13 protein-coding genes are annotated in these 17,153 nt (G+C 66.9%); 9 read left to right on the forward strand and 4 right to left on the reverse strand.

Annotated features, from left to right (window positions below; all coding sequences use genetic code 11):
* The first annotated feature begins 284 nt into the window (after positions 1 to 284).
* Positions 285 to 1,076 carry a cytochrome C assembly family protein gene (locus tag ACCQ05_RS15145; RefSeq protein ID WP_228961717.1) on the forward strand — a complete coding sequence of 264 codons (792 nt, stop codon included), beginning with the start codon at positions 285 to 287 and terminating at the stop codon, positions 1,074 to 1,076.
* Between the two features lie 47 nt (positions 1,077 to 1,123).
* Here ACCQ05_RS15145 and ACCQ05_RS15150 read toward each other — a convergent pair whose 3' ends face one another.
* Positions 1,124 to 2,173, reverse strand: coding sequence for an aldose epimerase family protein (locus ACCQ05_RS15150; RefSeq protein ID WP_372391255.1), 1,050 nt, complete (start codon positions 2,171 to 2,173; stop codon positions 1,124 to 1,126).
* A 243-nt stretch (positions 2,174 to 2,416) separates the two neighbouring features.
* On the opposite strand from ACCQ05_RS15150, the gene ACCQ05_RS15155 reads away from it, so the two are divergent.
* Together ACCQ05_RS15155 and ACCQ05_RS15160 are read left to right on the forward strand one after the other, a co-directional pair.
* Positions 2,417 to 4,000, forward strand: coding sequence for an alpha-N-arabinofuranosidase (locus ACCQ05_RS15155; protein ID WP_372391257.1), 1,584 nt, complete (start codon positions 2,417 to 2,419; stop codon positions 3,998 to 4,000).
* 387 nt (positions 4,001 to 4,387) lie between these two features.
* On the forward strand, positions 4,388 to 5,737 hold the full coding sequence (locus tag ACCQ05_RS15160; RefSeq protein WP_228961714.1) for a glycoside hydrolase family 16 protein: 1,350 nt from the start codon (positions 4,388 to 4,390) through the stop codon (positions 5,735 to 5,737).
* 111 nt (positions 5,738 to 5,848) lie between these two features.
* On the opposite strand, the gene ACCQ05_RS15165 is transcribed toward ACCQ05_RS15160, so the two are convergent.
* The gene (locus ACCQ05_RS15165; protein WP_228961713.1) at positions 5,849 to 6,217 is read right to left on the reverse strand and encodes a response regulator; all 369 of its coding nucleotides are present in this window, start codon (positions 6,215 to 6,217) and stop codon (positions 5,849 to 5,851) included.
* Entirely contained in the window at positions 6,210 to 7,373 is a 1,164-nt protein-coding gene (locus ACCQ05_RS15170; protein ID WP_228961712.1) for a PAS domain S-box protein, read from the reverse strand. The genes ACCQ05_RS15165 and ACCQ05_RS15170 overlap by 8 nt, the downstream gene beginning before the upstream one ends.
* 157 nt (positions 7,374 to 7,530) lie before the next feature.
* Here ACCQ05_RS15170 and ACCQ05_RS15175 point away from each other — a divergent pair, with 157 nt between their 5' ends.
* The 6 genes from ACCQ05_RS15175 to trxC all read left to right on the forward strand — a co-directional run bounded on the left by ACCQ05_RS15175 (position 7,531) and on the right by trxC (position 14,532).
* A complete protein-coding gene (locus tag ACCQ05_RS15175; RefSeq protein ID WP_372391259.1) occupies positions 7,531 to 10,698 on the forward strand; it encodes a response regulator in 3,168 nt (1,055 codons plus the stop codon).
* The gene (locus tag ACCQ05_RS15180) at positions 10,671 to 11,519 is read left to right on the forward strand and encodes a CheR family methyltransferase (RefSeq protein ID WP_208622679.1); all 849 of its coding nucleotides are present in this window, start codon (positions 10,671 to 10,673) and stop codon (positions 11,517 to 11,519) included. Before ACCQ05_RS15175 ends, ACCQ05_RS15180 begins: the two co-directional genes overlap by 28 nt.
* On the forward strand, positions 11,516 to 12,100 hold the full coding sequence (locus tag ACCQ05_RS15185) for a chemotaxis protein CheB (RefSeq protein ID WP_228961710.1): 585 nt from the start codon (positions 11,516 to 11,518) through the stop codon (positions 12,098 to 12,100). Before ACCQ05_RS15180 ends, ACCQ05_RS15185 begins: the two co-directional genes overlap by 4 nt.
* Entirely contained in the window at positions 12,097 to 13,221 is a 1,125-nt protein-coding gene (locus ACCQ05_RS15190) for a hybrid sensor histidine kinase/response regulator (RefSeq protein ID WP_228961709.1), read from the forward strand. Before ACCQ05_RS15185 ends, ACCQ05_RS15190 begins: the two co-directional genes overlap by 4 nt.
* A 359-nt stretch (positions 13,222 to 13,580) precedes the next feature.
* Positions 13,581 to 13,946, forward strand: coding sequence for a DUF1428 domain-containing protein (locus ACCQ05_RS15195; RefSeq protein ID WP_228961708.1), 366 nt, complete (start codon positions 13,581 to 13,583; stop codon positions 13,944 to 13,946).
* Between the two features lie 139 nt (positions 13,947 to 14,085).
* A complete protein-coding gene (trxC, locus tag ACCQ05_RS15200; protein ID WP_228961707.1) occupies positions 14,086 to 14,532 on the forward strand; it encodes a thioredoxin TrxC in 447 nt (148 codons plus the stop codon).
* A 94-nt stretch (positions 14,533 to 14,626) separates the two neighbouring features.
* Here trxC and ACCQ05_RS15205 read toward each other — a convergent pair whose 3' ends face one another.
* Positions 14,627 to 16,993, reverse strand: a complete 2,367-nt coding sequence (locus tag ACCQ05_RS15205; protein WP_372391261.1) for a TonB-dependent receptor — start codon at positions 16,991 to 16,993, stop codon at positions 14,627 to 14,629.
* Between the last annotated feature and the right edge of the window lie 160 nt (positions 16,994 to 17,153).

The raw sequence follows: 17,153 nt of genomic DNA on the forward strand, positions 1-17,153 counted from the left end.
GAAGAAGAAGAACAAGAGCAGCAGCAACCAGACCAGACCAGACCAGTCCGCCCTACCGCCCCGCCCCGCCCTGCCTGCCTGCCTGCCGGTGCGAGCCTGGTGTGGTGCGGAGTCGAGGCACGCCTCACTCGCGGGCGCCTCCCGTCGCTACGTGCACCGCTTCCCCGCCTACCCCAAACCCACGCACCCCGCCGCCGCCAGCTTTTCCCGAATCCCGAATCCCGAATCCCGAATCCCGAATCCCGAATCCCGAATCCCAGCCCCCAGTATGCGAAACTTCCACGATGACAATCGTTCTCATCGCGTTCGCCCTGTACCTGCTGGCTGCGGCCCTGCTCACCCGCGCGGTGATGCGCGATGGCAACCAGTCGCCTGCGCGCTGGCTGGCGCCGGCGCTGGCAGCGGTGGCGCTGCATGCCGGCTACCACGTGCTGGTGGCGTTGCGTACCGCCGGTGGGCCGGACATGCATTTTTTTGCGGCGCTGTCGCTGACCGGGCTGGGCATGGCTGGGCTGACCGCGGTGTTCGGCGGGCGCGGCAGGACCGCAGCGGTGGGCGTGGTGGTGTTCCCGTTGTCGGCGATCCTGCTGGCCTGTTACCACGCCTATGGCCACGAGCCCAGCGCGGACCTGGGCTGGCGGCTGGAGCTGCATGCGTGGATGGCCCTGCTGGCCTACGCCACCTTGGGCATCGCCGCCTTGCTGGCGATCATGTTGTGGCTGCAGGAGCGCGCACTACGGCGACGCGACTTCCACACCTGGCTGCGTGCGCTGCCGCCGCTGACCGAGCTGGAAACGCTGCTGTTCCGCACGATCACGGTCGGCTTCGTGTTGCTGAGCCTGACCCTGCTGACCGGCCTGCTGTTCGTGCAGGACTTCCTGGCGCAGCGCCTGCTGCACAAGACCGTGCTCAGCATCCTGTCGTGGATCGTGTTCGGCGCGCTGCTGATCGGCCGCTGGCGTAACGGCTGGCGCGGCACCAAGGCGGTGCACTGGACGCTGACCGCGATGGCGCTGCTGGTGCTGTCGTTCTTCGGCAGCAAGTTCGTGATCGAACTGGTGCTGGGCCCGCGCTGATTGCGATGACGTCGGGTGACCGACGGTCACCGGCGCCGACGCAGCCTCTATCCATCCAATGCAGCGCTGACCAACTCCCATGGCTGCTGCGGGCCCGGGTGGGCGAAGCGATAGGCGATGCGGCGGCGATAGACCTGGCCAGGTCGCAGGATGGTCGAGGGGAACTGTGGGTGATTGGGCGCATCCGGGTAGTCCTGCGGCTCCAGGCAGATGCCGCGCCCGAGCCCGGGGTGATGCGCATCCAGATGCTGCCCTTCGTAGAGCTGCACGGCCGGCGCATCGCTGCTGATGCGCATCGCCACGCCGCTGTGCGGCGAGTACAGCTCGGCAACGCAGTCCGCGCCCTCGGCCAGCACCAGGCACTGGTCGTAGCCCTTGCCCAGCACGATCTGCGGATGCGCCGGGTCGATCCGCTCGGCCAGCGCGGCAGGCGTGCGGAAGTCGAACGGCGTGCCGGCCACTGCGGCGATCTCCCCGGTCGGGATCGATTCGGCATCCACCGGCAGATAGCGGTCCGCCGGCACCCGCAACACCTGCGATGCGGCACGCAGCTGCGGGTCGCCGGACAGGTTGAAATAGGGGTGATGGGTCAGGTTCACCGGCGTGGCGGCATCGCAGCGCGCCTCGAAGTCCAGCTGCAGCGTGTCGCCATGCAGGGCCAGCCGTGCACGCACCTGCAGGTTGCCGGGATAGCCTTCTTCGCCATCGGGCGAATCGTAGCCAAGCAGCACCTGTTCGGCGGTTTGCTCCAGCACGCTCCAGACCCGCCGGCCGAAACCGCGCAGGCCGCCGTGCAGCTGGTTGCGCCCCTCGTTGGCGGCCAGCACATGGGTGAGGCCATCGAGCGTGTAGCGCGCACCGGCAATGCGGTTGCCGAAGCGGCCGACCAGGATGTTGAGGCTGTCGCCATCGGCGGCGTAGGCAGGCAGATCCGGCAGGTTCAGCACCAGCGGCACCACGCCCTGTGCGGTGGTCAGATGCAGCGTGTGCAGGATGCCGCCATAGGTCAGCACTTCGGCCGTCAACCCGGCATCGCTGCGCAGGGTCAACGCATGGACCTCGGTTCCGTCTGGCAACTGCCCGAACACTCGCTGCATGGATCGCCCCGCCGCTGTTGGAAGCCCGCGAGCATAGCCGCCTGGCGCCGTCGCCGGCCATGCGCTTGCGCACATCCTGGCCGGCCTGACACTGCCGCCGGCACGCACCAGCGCGCGCACGCGGCAGGGCTCGCCTTCCCATCATCCAACGCGGCGACAGACGGCCACGCACGCACTACCCTACCGCCACGCCTGCGACGCCGGCGCACGCCCTCGCCTACCGATCCCAGGAGCGCCCAGCCGATGCAGTGGATTTCCCTCGCGTTGCAGACTTCACGCAGCAGGCTGCTGCCCGCCATGGTTGCGACCGCCGTGGCGATCACCGCATTGGCGGCCCCTGCGGCCGAGGTCAAGGTGACCGGCACGCTGCGCGTGGACCAGCCTGGCGCACAGGTGTCGCGCCAGGTGTTCGGGCAATTCGCCGAACACCTGGGCACCGGCATCTATGGCGGGGTGTGGGTGGGCGAGGAGTCGCCGATTCCCAACACGCGCGGCTATCGCAACGACGTGCTTGCGGCGTTGAAGGCGATCGCGGTGCCCAATATCCGCTGGCCGGGTGGCTGCTTTGCCGACGAATACCACTGGCGCGACGGCGTGGGTGCACCGGCGAAGCGCCCGATCCGCGTCAACACCCACTGGGGCGGCGTGGAGGAATCCAACCGGTTCGGCACCCACGAGTTCATGGACTTCACCGAACTGCTCGGCACCCAGGCGTACATCGCCGGCAACGTGGGCAATGCGGCGCCGGACGAGATCGCGCAGTGGAGCGAGTACATGACCGCCCCCACCCGCTCCAGCCTGGCCAGCGAGCGCCGCGCCAATGGCCGCGATGCGCCCTGGCAGGTGCCCTACTTCGGCGTGGGCAACGAGCTGTGGGGCTGCGGCGGCAACATGCGGGTGGAATACGCGGCCGATGTGTACCGGCGCTACCAGACCTTCGTCAAGGCGCCAGCCAACCAGAAGATCCTCAAGATCGCCCCCGGCCCGAACAACGACGACTATCACTGGACCGAGGTGATGATGCGCGAGGCCGGCACCTTGATGGATGGCCTGAGCCTGCACTACTACACCGTGCCCGGCGGCTGGCCGCCGCGCGCCTCGTCCACCGATTTCGACGAGGCCGCGTGGATCGACACGCTCTCGCGCACCCTGGTGATGGACGAACTGATCACCAAGCACAGCGCCATCATGGACGAGTACGATCCGGCCAAGAAAGTGGCCCTGGTGGTGGACGAATGGGGCACCTGGTACGCCGGCCTGCCCGGTGCGAACCCGGGATTCCTGCACCAGCAGAACAGCCTGCGCGATGCATTGGTGGCGGCGCTGAATATCGACATCTTCAGCGCGCATGCCGAGCGCGTACGCATGGCCAACATCGCGCAGATGGTCAACGTGCTGCAGGCGATGATCCTCACCGACGGCGACAGGATGGTGCTGACGCCGACCTACCACGTGTTCGCACTGTACAAACCCTACCAGGACGCCTCCCAGCTGCCGCTCGAGCTGCGCACGCCCGAGTATCGCCATGGCAGCGTGCACGTGCCGGCGGTGCACGGCTCGGCCGTCAAGGCCAGGGATGGGCATGTGTATGTGGCGCTGACCAACCTGGATGCAACAAGCGCGGCTGACGTCAGCGTGGAGGTGCGGGGGCTGTCCGCACGCCGTGTCGAGGGACAGATTCTCACCGCCCCCGCGATCACCGCGCACAACACGTTCGCGCAGCCGCACGCAGTGGAACCCGCAGCGTTCAAGCAGGCACGCCTGCAAGGCAAGACGCTGGCGGTGGCGCTACCTGCGCGCTCGGTGGTGATGCTCAGGCTTGAGTGAGCCGCCAGCGGCGGATGGGCGATCGGTGCGCTGGCGCCGCGGGACGCGATACTGGGGATGGCTATCTTGCGCCGATCGCATGGTCGCCCACCACCCGGGACGCACGGGCGATCCGACTCGCATGCAACGCATGGCGAGGGTGCCTGCCCAGTTGCACCGGCGATCCACGCCGACGCAGTAACGGCAGTTTCCGTCAGGCATCGCTGCCGGCTGCTGCCACGCAACATGCGGCGGCCATCGTTTGCGACCGGCGTCACGCCAATGATTGATTATTCCGGAATGAACACCACGAAACTGAAACACGCCGGACATTTGCTTTGACACTGAAGTACCGGCTCCGCAGCGTCGCCTCTCCACGGGCCCCGGCCCGCGCTTGGAGAAGCACGCATGAAGTCCTTGGGCAGTGTGGCGATGCAGGTGGCGGTTGTGCTCGGCGTGGCGTTGGCGCCCGGCGCACACGCGCAAACCCTGGTGTGGGAAGAGAACTTCAACGGGCCGTCCATCGACGGCAGCAAGTGGACCTACGATGTGGGCACCGGTTGCCAGATCGGCTTGTGCGGATGGGGCAACGGCGAGATGCAGTACTACACCAGCCGCCCCGAGAACGCGCGCATCGACAACGGCCGGCTGGTGATCGAAGCCAGACGCGAGGCCTTCCAGGGCATGCCGTTCACCTCGGCGCGGCTCAAGACCGAAGGCCGCATGCACTTCAAGTACGGCACGCTGGAAGCACGGATCAAGACACCGGCAGTCGGCAATGGGCTGTGGCCGGCGTACTGGATGCTGGGCACGATCGGCGTGTGGCCCGGCCGTGGCGAGATCGACCTGATGGAAGCCGGCATGGCCGCAGCGATCGCCAACGGCACCGCCAATCGCCGCATCGGTGCGGCCGTGCACTGGGACTACAACGGCTCGCAAGCCGACTACGACACCAGCTACACCCACCCAGTGAACCTGCACAACGACTTCCATGTGTACCGGCTGACCTGGGACCCGCAGTTCCTGCGCGTGTCGATCGATGGGCAGCAATACTTCGAATTTGCCATCTCCAATATCGAAGGCGCATCGCTGCACGAATTCCACCAGCAGCATTATCTGCTGCTCAATCTGGCCGTCGGCGGAACCTATACCGGCGTGACCTCGCCGGCGGCCGTCACCGCACCACTGCCCGGCAAGATGGAGGTCGACTACATCCGCCTGTATCAGAACCCCGGATCGCAGCTGTACGTGGGCACGCAACATGCGGTCCCCGCCGGACGCTTCGGTGTGTTCACCGAGCAGAGCGATACCAGCGCGCGGCTGACCTTCGGGCAGGATGCCGAACTGTATCTGTGGAACAACCTCAGCCCGATCGCGCAGGCACCGTTCGAGGGCGGCAGCGTGATGGCCTATCGCGCCAACGCCGGCGCCTGGTTCGGGCTGGGCATCCAGAGCGATTACCGCAACCTGGCCGCCTACGCCGGTGGCACGCTCAAGCTGCACCTGAAGACGACCACAGCATCCACGTTCAAGGTCGGCATCAATACCAGTTTTGGCGATAGCTGGGTGGATTTCGTGGCCGGTGGCAACCAGTACGGACTGGTGCGCGATGGGGCCTGGCACGAGGTGAGCATTCCCTTCAGCGCGTTCTACGATCTGGACCTGCAGGCGGTGAAGCAGCCCTTCATGCTGGTGGCCGACCCGCCGGCAGCGCCGGTGGAGATCGCCATCGACAAGGTGTATTACCAGAGCCGCTGAGCGCGGCAGCGGCTGTGCAGCCAGCGATCAGCGCTGGCTGCAGAAACATGTCGAAACCAGGGTGACGCGACTCCGGGGTGGGTGCAACGCCCACCTCGCAGCTGCCGGCGCTCAGGCGCTGGCGGCCGCTCCCTTCAACATGTCGATGAGCTGGCGCAGCCGATACGGCTTGGGCAGGAAATCGACCCGCGCCGGCAACGGCGGTAGCTGCGCCTTGGCAAAGCCCGACGCCAGGATTACGCGCGCCTGCGGCAACAACTGCGCCACCTGCTCGCTCAATTCGATGCCCGACATGCCGTTGGGCATGCGGATGTCGCTGAACACCACATCGTAAGGGCCGCTCTCGCGCAGCATGCGCAATGCGCCATAGCCATCGTCGGCGGTGTCGACACTGATGCCGGCATCGCGTAACGCTTCGCCGATCAACTCGCGCAGTTCTTCCTGATCTTCCACCATCAGCAGGCGCAGGGGTTCAGTCATGCTCGGCCTCCTCGATGGCCGGGAGAAACAGGGTGACAGTGGTGCCGCATCCTGGGGCGGTCTCGATCTCGGCAAAACCGCCGGACTGGGACGCAAAGCCGAACACCTGGCTCAACCCCAGGCCGGAGCCCTTGCCAACATCCTTGGTGGTGAAAAACGGTTCGCTGGCGCGCTGCGCCACGTGCGCCGACATGCCCGGGCCGTCGTCGCGCACGGCGATGCCGACATAGCGGCGCACCGCGCCGTGCGGCTCCGATGGCACAGCGCGCTGCTGCACGGCCGTGCTCAATGCGATCGCGCCACCGTCGGGCATCGCATCGCAACTGTTGAACACCAGGTTGAGCAGTGCCGATTCGAGCTGACTGGGGTCAACGCACACATCCGGCAATGCATCGGGCAGTTGCAACGCCAGACCAATCCCGGCCGGGCAGGCGCGGCGCAGTAGCTCCAGCGCACGCGTCACTACCGCATTGGCGGCATGTCGTTCCGGTGCCAGCCGTTGACCGCGCGCAAAGCAAAGCAGTTGCCGCGTCAGCAAGGTGCCGCGATCGGCCGCCGTCTGCGCCGCTTCCACCAGCATGCGGGTGCGCGCATCATCGCCGGCGCGCAAGGCGATCAGGTCCAGGCTGGTCACCATGACCGTCAGCAGGTTGTTGAAATCGTGCGCCATGCCCAGTGTCAACCGGCCCAGCGCTTCCATCTTCTGCGACTCCAGCAGTGCATGCTGCGCCTGTTGCAGTAGTCGCTGCGCTTCGTGGCGGTCGGTGACATCGCGGGTGATCTTGGCAAAGCCGACCAGCACGCCGAATTCCAGCACCGGCTCGATCACCACGCTGGCCCAGAAACGGCTGCCGTCCTTGCGCAGGCGCCACCCCTCGGTGGCCAGGCGCCCCTGCTGGCGGGCAAGCTCGAGATTGTGCATGGGCTCGTTGCGCTGCACATCGTCGGGCAGGTAGAAACGCGAGAAATGCACGCCGAGCACTTCGTCGGCGCGATAGCCCTTGATGCGCTCGCCACCGGGATTCCAGCTGCGCACATTCCCCGCGACATCGAGCATGTAAATGGCGTAGTCGGAAACGCTCTGCACCAACAGCTGGCACTGCCGGCTGTCGTGAGACAGCGGCCCTGCGTTGTCGATGGCGGTCTGGGCATCCATCTGGCGATGTTTTCCCGGAAAAGCGCGCGACCATAGTGACGTGCGCGTGAAGGTTGCGTGCAAGCCGTCGCAGCCGCAAAAGCGTCAAAAACCCGGCGATTTGCGCGTGAAACTTATCGGCTACCATGACCGCCCTCCCAGTTTCGGTCAGCGCCTCATGCAGAACATCTCGACCACACGCGACCGCTGGATCTGGGTGTGCGCGGGGGCCCTGATGGCCGGGACATTGGGCGCAGAGCTGGTGACGCCGCTGGGCTACGCGGTGTGGCTGACCTATTTCATGGCCGTTGGCGTCACCGTGTTCCAGAACCGCCCGCAGGTGCCCATCGTGGTCGGCGTACTGTCGTGCGTGCTGCTGGCAACCGGCTTTCACCTGGCGCCGCCCAGCACCAACTCGAGTTTCTCTTCGATCAATCGCAGCATCGGCGGTGTGTCGTTCCTGGCGATGGCGCTGGTGGTGACGCAGGCGATTCGGGCGCGGCGCCAGGCCGAGGTGGCGCTGTGGCTGCAGCAGGCCGAAAACACCGTGGAAGCCAGCCTGCGCGGCGACCAGAATCCACAGGACCTGGCCGATGCCGCGGTGCGCGCCCTGTGCGAGACGCTGGATGCGCAGGTCGGTGCGCTGTATCGCATCGAGGGCGATCGCCTGCGCCTGACCGGCGGTGCCGCACTGCCGGTGGACATGCCGGCCTCGCTGCCGAGCAACGCCGGCCAATGGGGCGAGGTATTGCAGCGGGCGGCGGTGCGCCGGGTGCGCGGCGTGGACGCCGGGCACCTGCAGATCGCCTCCGGCCTGGGCCAGAGCGCCTGCCAGGAACTGTTGCTGGCGCCGGTCACTGCCGATGGGCGGGTGATCGGCCTGCTGGAGCTGGGCCGTGTCAGTGATGCGCGGCCGGCAGCCACGCGCGAGGACGAACTGCTGGCACGCTGCGGCGAAAACATCGGCCTGGCCCTGCGCACCGCGCTGCTGCGCGCGCAGTTGGTGGCCCTGCTGGAAGAAACCCAGCGCCAGAGCGAGGAACTGCAGACGCAGCAGGAAGAACTGCGCGTTGCCAACGAAGAACTGGAAGAACAGAGCCGTAGCCTGCAGCAGTCGCAGAGCGATCTGGAGCAGCAGCAGGCCGAGCTGGAACAGACCAACGTGCAGCTGGAAGAGCGCACCCAGGCGCTGGAAGCGCAGAAGCAGGCCTTGCTGGTGGCGCAGAACCAGCTGGTGCGCAATGGCAACGAGTTGGCGACCGCATCGCGCTACAAGTCCGAGTTCCTGGCCAATATGTCGCACGAGCTGCGCACGCCGCTCAACAGCGCGCTGATCCTGGCCAAGCTGCTGGCCGACAACAAGGACGGCACGCTCAGCGCCGAACAGGTGAAATACGCGCAGGCGATCCTGTCGTCCAACAACGACCTGCTGGCGCTGATCAACGACATCCTGGATCTGTCCAAGATCGAGGCCGGGCACGTGGAGCTGGCAGATGAGACCGTGGACACCGGCAGCATCGTGCAGCGGCTGCGCGACACCTTCGAACCGCTGGCGCGGCAGAAAGGGCTGACGCTGGAGATCGAAGCCGGGGTCGGCGTCCCCAGCCAGCTGGTGGTCGACAACCAGCGCCTGCAGCAAATCCTCAAGAACCTGCTGGCCAACGCGGTCAAGTTCACCGAGCACGGCAAGGTGCGTCTGTCGATCCAGGCGCATACGCCCGGGCGGGTGCTGTTCAAGGTGGAAGACACCGGCATCGGCATTGCGCGCGAGCAGACCGAGGTGATCTTCGAAGCGTTCCGGCAGGCCGATGGCAGCACACGGCGGCGCTATGGCGGCACCGGCCTGGGGCTATCGATCTCGCGCGATCTGGCGCAACGCATGGGCGGCAGCATCCGCGTGGACAGCGAACCGGGACGTGGCAGCTGCTTCACGCTGGAGCTGCCTACCGACGGCGCACCTGCCGAGGATGTCGTCCTCCCCCACACCGACCCTACTGCCACTGCATCGACATCGGCAGCCGAGTCTGCGCAACTCACGCATGCTGGGGTGGCCACTGCCGCACGGCGCGGCGTTGTCAACGGCATCACGTCCACGCCGCCGTTGCCGATTCCCGCCGCCGGCGCCGCGCCGCTGCCGCCTGCGCTGGACGATCGCGAGCAACGGCTACGGCCCGGCCGCCTGATCCTGGCGGTGGAAGACGACACCCGCTTTGCGCAGGCGCTGGTCGATCTGGCGCATGAACTGGATTTCGACTGCGTGGTGGCGCCCAATGCCGAAGAGGCGCTGCGCCTGGCCGCCGAACTGCGCCCCAGCGGCATCCTGCTGGACATCGGCCTGCCGGACGCCTCCGGCCTGAGCGTGCTCGAACGCCTCAAGCGCGATCCGGCCACCCGGCATATCCCGGTACACGTGGTATCGGCGCTGGAACGCAGCCAGATTGCGCTGGAACTCGGCGCAGTGGGCTATCTGATCAAGCCGGCCACGCGCGAGTTGCTGGCCGGCGCGATCCGCCAGCTGGAAGAAACCAATGCACGCGCAGTGCGACGCCTGCTGATCGTCGAAGACGACAGCGCCTTGCGTGCCAACCTGCAGCTGCTGCTGGCGCGCGACCAACTGGAGATCGTGGCCGTGGGCACGATTGCCGAAGCGATGGAGCAACTGGCCGGCTCCACCTTCGACTGCATGGTCACCGACCTGGCGTTGCCGGACGGTAGCGGCTACGACCTGCTCGAACGCATGGCCGGCAACGATGCGGTGGCCTTCCCACCGGTGATCGTCTACACCGGTCGCGCACTGACGCGCGATGAAGAGCAGCAACTGCGTCGTTACTCCAAGAGCATCATCATCAAGGGCGTGCGTTCGCCCGAGCGCCTGCTCGACGAAGTGACGCTGTTCCTGCACAGCGTGGAAGCCTCGCTGCCCAGCGACCAGCAACGCCTGCTGCGCGAAGCGCGTCGCCGCGATGCGGTGCTCGACGGCGCCACCGTGCTGCTGGCCGAAGACGATGTGCGCAACATCTTCGCGCTGTCCAGCGTGCTCGAACCGCTGGGCGTGACGCTGGAAATCGCCCGCAACGGACGCGAGGCGCTGGAACGGCTGGCCGTCCGCGAGGTGGACCTGGTACTGATGGACATCATGATGCCCGAGATGGATGGCCTGACCGCGATGCGCGAAATCCGCGCCAATCGGCAATGGCAGGATCTGCCCATCATCGCGCTGACCGCCAAGGCCATGGCCGACGACCGCGAGCGTTGCCTGGAAGCCGGCGCCAACGACTACATCGCCAAGCCCATCGACGTGGACAAGCTGGTGTCGCTGTGCCGCGTCTGGTGCTCGCGGCAATGAACCCGGTGGAACTGTTCGACCTGGAATTGCGGGTGCTGCTGGAGGCGGTCTACCAGCGCTACCACTACGATTTCCGCGATTACGCGGTGTCCTCGCTGCGGCGGCGCATGCGCCATGCGATGGCGCGTTTCGAGTGCGCGCGGGTGGCCGACCTGCAGCACCGCCTGCTGCACGAGCCGGACACCTTCGCGCAGGCGATGCAGTTCTTCACGGTGCAGGTGTCGGAGATGTTCCGCGATCCGGCGTATTTCCGCGTGCTGCGCGAGCATGCGTTGCCGGTGTTGCGCACCTACCCTTCGATCAAGCTGTGGGTGGCCGGCTGCAGTACCGGCGAGGAAGTGTGGTCGCTGGCGATCCTGCTGCACGAAGAAGGCCTGCTGGAAAAAGCGGTGATCTACGCCACCGACATCAATCCCGAGGCGCTCGGCATGGCCGAGGCCGGTGCCTACGGCATCGACCGCATTGCGCAGTTCAGCCGCAACTACCTGGAGGCCGGCGGCCTGGGTTCGCTTTCGGATTACTACACCACCGCCTACGACGGTGCGGTGTTCGACCGCCGCCTGAAACGCAACATCGTATTCGCCGATCACAGCCTGGCCACCGACACGGTGTTTTCGGAAGTGCACCTGGTGTCGTGCCGCAATGTGCTGATCTATTTCAACCGCAGCCTGCAGGACCGCGCGGTGGGCCTGTTCTTCGAGGCACTGGTGCACCGCGGGTTCCTGGGCCTGGGCAGCAAGGAATCGCTGCAGTTCGGCGCGCATGCGCAGGCGTTCGAAACCTGCGCGCGCGAACAACGCCTGTATCGGAAGGCCGCATGAGCGCCCTGCCCGCACACCCGCGCTTCGATGCGATGGTGATCGGCGCGTCGGCCGGCGGGGTCACGGCGCTGCAGGCGCTGTTGTCCAGCCTGCCGGCGTCCCTGCCGATGCCGGTGCTGGTGGTGCTGCACCTGCCGCGCGACCGCGCCAGCCATGTGGCCGAACTGATGGATGCGCGCTGCGCGCTGCCGGTGCGCGAGGCCGAAGACAAGCAGCCGTTGCTGGCCGGCACCGTCACCATCGCGCCACCCGATTACCACCTGCTGGTGGAGAGCCGCACCACCCTGGCGTTGTCGATGGATGCGCCGGTGCTGTTCTCGCGCCCGGCGATCGACCCGCTGTTCGAGTCGGCCGCCGACGTGTTTGCCGAGCGCCTGCTGGCGATCCTGCTCACCGGCGCCAGCAGCGATGGCAGCGCCGGCGTGGCGGCGGTGCGCGCGGCCGGTGGCACGGCCTGGATCCAGCGGCCCGACGATGCAGCCTCTCCCTTGATGCCCGCCTCCGCGCTTGCCCACGCCGGCGCCGATGCGGTGCTGACCCTGCAGGCGATCTGCAGCGAACTGGAAACCTTTCGCCCATGAACCTCACCGCGACCGGCCCTGATGCGCCCGGCGATGAACCCGCCAAGATCCTGATCGTGGACGATGTGCCGCAGAATCTGGTGGCGATGGAAGCGCTGCTGCAGCGCGACGGCATCGAAGTGCTGTGCGCCGCATCCGGTGCGCAGGCGCTGGAGCTGCTGCTCGAACACGACGTGGCGCTGGCCCTGCTCGATGTGCACATGCCGGAAATGGACGGATTCTCGCTGGCCGAACTGATGCGCGGCTCGCAGCGCACCCGGCATGTACCGATCATTTTCCTGACCGCGTCGCCGAACGATCCGATGCGCGCCTTCCAGGGCTACGAGACCGGCGCGGTGGATTTCCTGCACAAGCCCATCGAGCCGCACGTGATCCTGAGCAAGGTCAACGTGTTCATCGAGTTGTACCAGCAGCGGCGCTTGCTCAAGGCACGCAACGCCTCGCTGGAACGCGCGCTCACGCTCAACGAAACCATGATGGCGGTGCTCACCCACGACCTGCGCACGCCGCTGTCGGTGATTTTGTTGTGCGCCGACAAGCTCGGCCTGGACGTGGCGGCCGATGGCTCGGCGGCCCGCACGCTCGAGCACCTGGAAAACAGCGCGCGGCGCATGGCGCGCATGGTCGAGCAGTTGCTGGATTTCTCGCGCCTGCGCACCGATGGGTTGCCGATGCAATTCGGCCCCTGCAATTTTGGCGAGGTGGCGCATGGCGTGGTCGGTGAAGTGGCGCAGGCCAACCCGCAGACCACCATCGATTTGCGCACCGAGGGCGACCTGCACGGCGATGGCGATGGCGACCGGCTGGCCCAGGTGGTCTCCAACCTGGTCGGCAACGCCGTGCTGCACGGCGGCCAGCACCCGGTGCAGGTGCATCTGGACGGGCGCGAGGCCGACACGCTACGGCTGTCGGTACGCAATGCCGGACACATCCCAGACAGCCTGATGCCGCGCCTGTTCGAGCCGTTCAAGGCCAGCTTCCATGCCAGCCAGGGGCTGGGGCTGGGGTTGTTCATCGCCGACCAGTTCGTCAAGGCGCATGGCGGCACCTTGCAGGCGCGCAACGAAGACGGCGAGGTGGTCTTCGAAGCCCGGCTGCGTCGCCACAACCTGGCGGCCTGACCGCCGCACTGCAGGTCTCGCGCCCGCGGCAGGCAACAGCGGGCTCCGGCTCCTCCCTGCAGGGGCGGCCCGCCTGTTGTCCCGCCCGAGGAGCGGAATCCGGGCGCTGCCATCGGTCAAACCGAGCCAGCGCGAGCCATCGGCAGTCGTTCGAACGGGCCCGACCGGCGCCGTGTAGGGCGCACCCCACGTGACAGCCAACTCAAGCAGTGCTCACCGGCTGCCAGCACCGTATGCTCAAGCGGCAAGCGCGCTGGATGCACGCTCCCGGCCCCCACTGCTTCCCACGTTCTTGGTCGCACCAACATCCCTTGGTCATCCTCGGGTGCACGCCGTGCGCCCGGTCTACGGAGGTGGTTATGTCGTATATCGATGGGTTTGTGCTGGCCGTGCCCACGGCCAACAAGGACGCGTTCATCGCGCACGCCCGCATGGGCGATGCGATCATCATGGAATACGGTGCGCTGCGCGTGGTGGAGTGCTGGGGCGATGATGTGCAACGGGGGCAATGGACCGACTTCTATCGCGCGGTCGAGGCCACCGAGGACGAGACGGTGGTGTTTTCCTGGATCGAATGGCCGGACAAGGCCACCCGCGACGAGGGCATGCGCAAGATGATGGAAGACCCGCGCATGGACCCGTCGGTCAACCCGATGCCATTCGACGGCAAACGCATGATCTATGGCGGCTTCGTTCCGACCGTGGTGCTGGGGCAGTCGGCCTGAGCCTGCAGCGTGCGCTCGCCGTGCATCTCGCAGTGCACGGTGTTCGCGCATGGTGATGGCTACACTGGCAGCCTGCCGCCGCGTTCGCCGCCCAGGCGCGAGCTGGCGAACGCCCTGCATGACCACCGGAGACCCCTGCATGACCGACGCCCCGCTGCTGATTGCCTGTCCGAGCTGCGCGTCGATGAACCGCGTCGCGCGTGCGCGTCTGCGCGATGCGCCCAACTGCGGCCACTGCCACCGCCCGCTGTTTCTCGGCGCGCCGGTGGCCTTGTCGGCTGTGGATTTCGACAAGCACGCCGTGCGCAGCGAGCTGCCGCTGGTGGTGGATTTCTGGGCGCCGTGGTGCGGGCCATGCCTGAGCATGGCGCCGCAATTCGCCGCCGCCTCGGCAACGCTGGAGCCGCAGGTGCGGCTGGCCAAGGTGGACACCGACCTGCATCCGGCCCTGGGCACGCGCTTTGGCATTCGCAGCATCCCCACCTTGCTGGTGATCCGCGCCGGGCACGAGATCGGCCGACATTCCGGTGCGGTGAGCAGCGCGCAGATCGTCAGCTGGGTACGCTCGGTCCTGAGCCAGGGCTGAGACGACAACGCCAGCGGCGCATCCATGCCGCTGGCCTGGCTGCGTCAGCAGGCAGGGCCGCGACAGCTGCGCCGCGGCCCTGTCTGCGCTGGCGTTACTGCCAGTTGACGTTGACCGACACGCCCACGATGCGCGGCTCGTTATAGACCGCCGCCATGTAGTTTTCGATCACACCCTTGACGTTCTTTTCGTTGGTGATGTTGCGTGCGAATGCCGCCACTTCCCACGCACCGTAACCGCCGGTATAGCCCAGCTTGAGGCCGCCTTCGAAATTGCCGTCGGCGCGGAACTCGGTGGAGTCGTACAGCACGAAGCTGGTCTGGCCCTGCCTGTTCCAGTCGGTGGACACGAAGAACGCACCGTCGTTGCCCACCGGGATGTCGTAGCGCGCGGCCAGGTTGAGGTTGTACTTGGGCGCATTGGGCAACGGGTTGCCGTCGATCTGCGCAAAGGTATTGGCACCCACGCGGATGGTCGGGTCGTTGACCGTGCACACCACCACGCCATTGAGTGCGCAGGCCTGTGCATAGACACGCTTGTCGTGGATTTCGCTATGCAGCAGGCTCAGGCCGGCGGTAAGCGACAGATTGGAGATCGGGCGCCAGTCCAGGTCCGCTTCCAGGCCGTAGGCCTTGGCCTTGTCGGCGTTGAACAGCACGCCGTTGCCGTCCGAATCGTTGCCGTTGAGCTGGATGTCATCGACGGTGTAGGTGAAGCCGCTGACGTTCAGACGCAGGCGATTGTCGAACAGGCTGCTCTTGATGCCGGCTTCCCAGGACAGGATGGTTTCCGAATCGGCAGTGGTGAAGTCCGAATTGAACACCGCGCTGCGGCCCTGGATGGTGGGGCCGCGGAAGCCGCGCGCCACGCGGGCATACACGCTCAACTCCGGGTTGAACGCGTACATGGCGCTCAGGTCCCAGCTGGGTTGGGTGTCGGACAGGCGCACGTCGCGCCGGCCGCGGTAGGTCACCACGCCGGCGGCGGTGTCGGCGCTCTTGAGCAGGCGGGTCTGCTTGGTGTCCTTGGTCTGGCGGATGCCGGCGGTCAGCGTCAGTGCGTCGGTGGCCTTGTAGCTCAGCTGGCCGAAGCCGGCCCACGAGGTGTTGGTGTTGCGCAGGCGCACCCAGTTGTTGGGATTGCGCGCGGCGGTCTGCAGGAAATAGGCACGCTGATAGAAATCGGTGGTGTCGCGGCCGTCGAAATAGAACGCGCCCAGCTGCCATTGCAGCGCATCGTCGCCTTCGCTGGCCAGTCGCAGTTCCTGGGTGTACTGGTCCAGGTCGCGGATCTGGCCCATCGACTGGCCGAAGCCGTTCGGCACGCCATTGACCGGGAAATTGGCCGCCGCGCCGCCATCGGTGTCGCCACGGCTGTAGCCGGAGGTGGTTTCGTAGGCGGTGATCGAGGTCAGCGACACGCCGCCGAAATCGTAGATCGCCTTGATCGAGCCGCCGTCGGTCTGGTACGCCTGCGGGTTGTCGTGCGCTTCGTCGTAGGCCACGCGATCGCGCGGCACGTCCACCTTGTCGCTGCCGCGGGTGACCGCATTGCGCAGGAACAGCGTGGAGGTACCGTCGTAATCGCGTGTATGCACCGAGCCCAGCAACGAGAACGCGTCGTTGGGCTTCAGCAGCACCTGCAGGCGCGCGTTGCGGTCGTTGTAGCCGCCCATCGCGTCCTTGCGCGGGGTGCGCGTGCCATCGGCGCTGCTGCCGGCGAAGGTGTTGTCCACCCAGTCGTCGCGGTGCTGGTACAACGCCGAGACGCGGAACGACAGCACATCGTTGATCGGGCCGCCGAAGCCGCCATCCAGGGACACGGTGTTGTAGCTGCCGTAGCTGGCGTCGAGACGGCCGGTATAGGTGTCGCCGGGCTTGACGGTGTCGAACTTGACGATGCCGGCGGTGGTGTTGCGGCCGAACAGGGTGCCCTGCGGGCCGCGCAGCACTTCCACCTGGTCCACGTCGTAGACCGGGTTGGACTTGAGCACCACGTGCTCCAGCACCACGTCGTCCTGGATGATGGACACCGGCTGCGAGGCGCCCAGATAGAAGTCGATGTTGCCCAGGCCGCGGATGTAGAAGCGCGGGAAGATGCGCCCGGTGGTGGTCTCGGCGTAGAAGCCCGGCACGCGGCCGGACAGCGCCAGCAAGGTGTCCTCGCCACCGGCGGTGTACTGGCGCATGGCCGCGCCCTGCACCACCCCCACCGACACCGGCACCTCCTGCAGGTTCTGCTCGCGGTGCTCGGCGGTGACGGTCACCGTATCCAGCGCGGTCGGGCTGCCCTCGCCCTGGGTCACCGGCGCCTGCTGCGCGGAAGCGGCGGCCGCCATCGAGGCCAGCAGCAGGCCGGCGCAGGCGCGTGCCAGCGGCGTGCGCTGCAACGCGGTGCGGCAGCGCGCGGGGTGCAGGGTGGCGGGCGTCAGCGACGGCGAGACAGGCGAGTACAACGACATGCGGGTGGGTCCTTGAATGAGTGACGCGAGAATGAGTCCGTTCGGCATGGGCATGCCGGAAGGGGGCGCAGCATGGCGCCGCGCGCACGATATGTCAGCAATGTTGCAGCGAAGTGGCAGCCGCGACCGTCCCGGGCCACCGGCCGTGGTGCAGGCAGTC

This window comes from Xanthomonas sp. NCPPB 3582 (assembly GCF_041475735.2).
Lineage (GTDB): Bacteria > Pseudomonadota > Gammaproteobacteria > Xanthomonadales > Xanthomonadaceae > Xanthomonas > Xanthomonas codiaei.